The sequence below is a fragment of the bacterium genome (assembly GCA_021372775.1).
Classification (GTDB): domain Bacteria; phylum Acidobacteriota; class Polarisedimenticolia; order J045; family J045; genus JAJFTU01.
On the sequence record JAJFTU010000154.1, the window covers coordinates 1 to 1,526 of the forward strand.

General features: G+C 76.1%; 2 protein-coding genes. One reads left to right on the top strand and one right to left on the bottom strand.

From position 1 onward, the window contains the following. Positions 1 to 37 precede the first annotated feature (37 nt). The gene (tsaD, locus tag LLG88_05095) at positions 38 to 1,096 is read right to left on the bottom strand and encodes a tRNA (adenosine(37)-N6)-threonylcarbamoyltransferase complex transferase subunit TsaD (protein ID MCE5246283.1); all 1,059 of its coding nucleotides are present in this window, start codon (positions 1,094 to 1,096) and stop codon (positions 38 to 40) included. 100 nt (positions 1,097 to 1,196) lie between these two features. Between tsaD and LLG88_05100 the strand changes: the two genes are divergently transcribed. Beyond that, positions 1,197 to 1,526 (top strand): AmpG family muropeptide MFS transporter (locus LLG88_05100; GenBank protein MCE5246284.1); only part of this gene is annotated, 330 nt, incomplete at its 3' end.

Consider the following 1,526-nt stretch of genomic DNA (forward strand, 5'->3'; position numbering starts at 1 on the left):
CCGCGAAGCGCCGCGCCGCGCGTCGAGTCCCGACCCGTCAGAGATGGCGCAGCGTCGTGCGCGCCGCCTCGGCCCCGCCGAGCGGCAGGCTCGCCGAGGCGTCGAGGCCGTCGAGGTCGTTCTCGCCCGCCTCGAGCGCCGGCAGCCCGGCCAGCGCGATCATCGCCGCGTTGTCGCCGCAGTACTTCAGCGGCGGGATCGAGAACGCCAGCCCGGCCTCGTCGGCCAGCTTCCGCGCCTCGCCGCGGAGCAGGCTGTTCGCCGCCACGCCGCCCGCCACGACCAGCGAGCGCGGCCGGTCCTCCTCGATGAGCTGCCGCGTGCGCCGCAGCAGCTCGCGCACCACCGCGTGCCGGAACGAGGCGATCAGGTCGAGCATCGGCTGCGGCGGCTCGTCGTCCGGCCGCGCCAGCGGCGCGATCCCCGCCGCCTCCATGTGCAGCCGCGCCGCCGTCTTGTAGCCCGAGAACGAGAAGTCGAGCGAGCCCTTGGTCTTGACCGCCCCGAACGGCACGGCGTGCGGGTTGCCGCGCGCCGCGAGCCGGTCCACGACCGGCCCGCCGGGGTAGGGGAGCCCGAGCAGCTTCGCCAGCTTGTCGAACGCCTCCCCCGCTGCGTCGTCGCGCGTCTTCGCGAGCTGCGTGAAGCGGCGCGGCCCGTCCACGCGCCAGAGCGCGGAGTGGCCGCCGGAGACGACGAGCGCGAGCGCGGGGTACGGCACGTCGGGCGCCTCGAGCCAGGCCGAGGCGATGTGCCCGGCGAGGTGGTTGACGCCGACGACCGGCAGCCCGCGCGCGAGCCCGAGGGCGCGCGCCGCGGCGACGCAGACGAGGAGGCAGCCGATCAGCCCCGGCCCCTTCGTCACCGCGATCCCGTCGATGTCGTCGAGCCCGCAGCCCGCGAGGTCGAGCGCGCGGCGCACGACCGGATCGACCGCCTCGAGGTGGTGCCGCGCGGCGAGCTCCGGCACGACCCCGCCGTACGGGGCGTGCACCTTGACCTGCGAGGAGACGACGGAGGAGAGGACGCGGCGCGGCCCGTCGAGGACCGCCGCGGCCGTTTCGTCGCACGAGCTTTCGAGGCCGAGGACGCGCATGCGGCCATTGTACGTCGCGCCCCGCGGGCCGCCGCCGTTTGGGCTGGCGGGCCATCCCGCGCGCTGGACGCCGCGCGGCGCGGCGCATACTGTCGCCGCGATGCGCCCGACCGACCCCGACCGCCCCTCCGGCTTCCGCGCGCTCTTCAGCGGCCGGATGCTGGCGATGCTCCTCCTCGGCTTCTCCTCCGGCCTGCCGCTGCTCCTCGTCGGCGGCACGCTCCAGGCGTGGCTCAAGGACGAGGGGGTGCGGATCGAGGAGATCGGCCTCTTCGCGCTCGTCGGCCTGCCCTACACGCTGAAGTTCCTCTGGGCCCCGCTCTTCGACCGCTTCGTCCCGCCGTTCCTCGGCCGGCGCCGCGGCTGGATCATCGTCGTGCAGGGCGCGCTGGCCCTCGCCATCGCCGCCCTCGGCCTCGCGCGCCCCTCG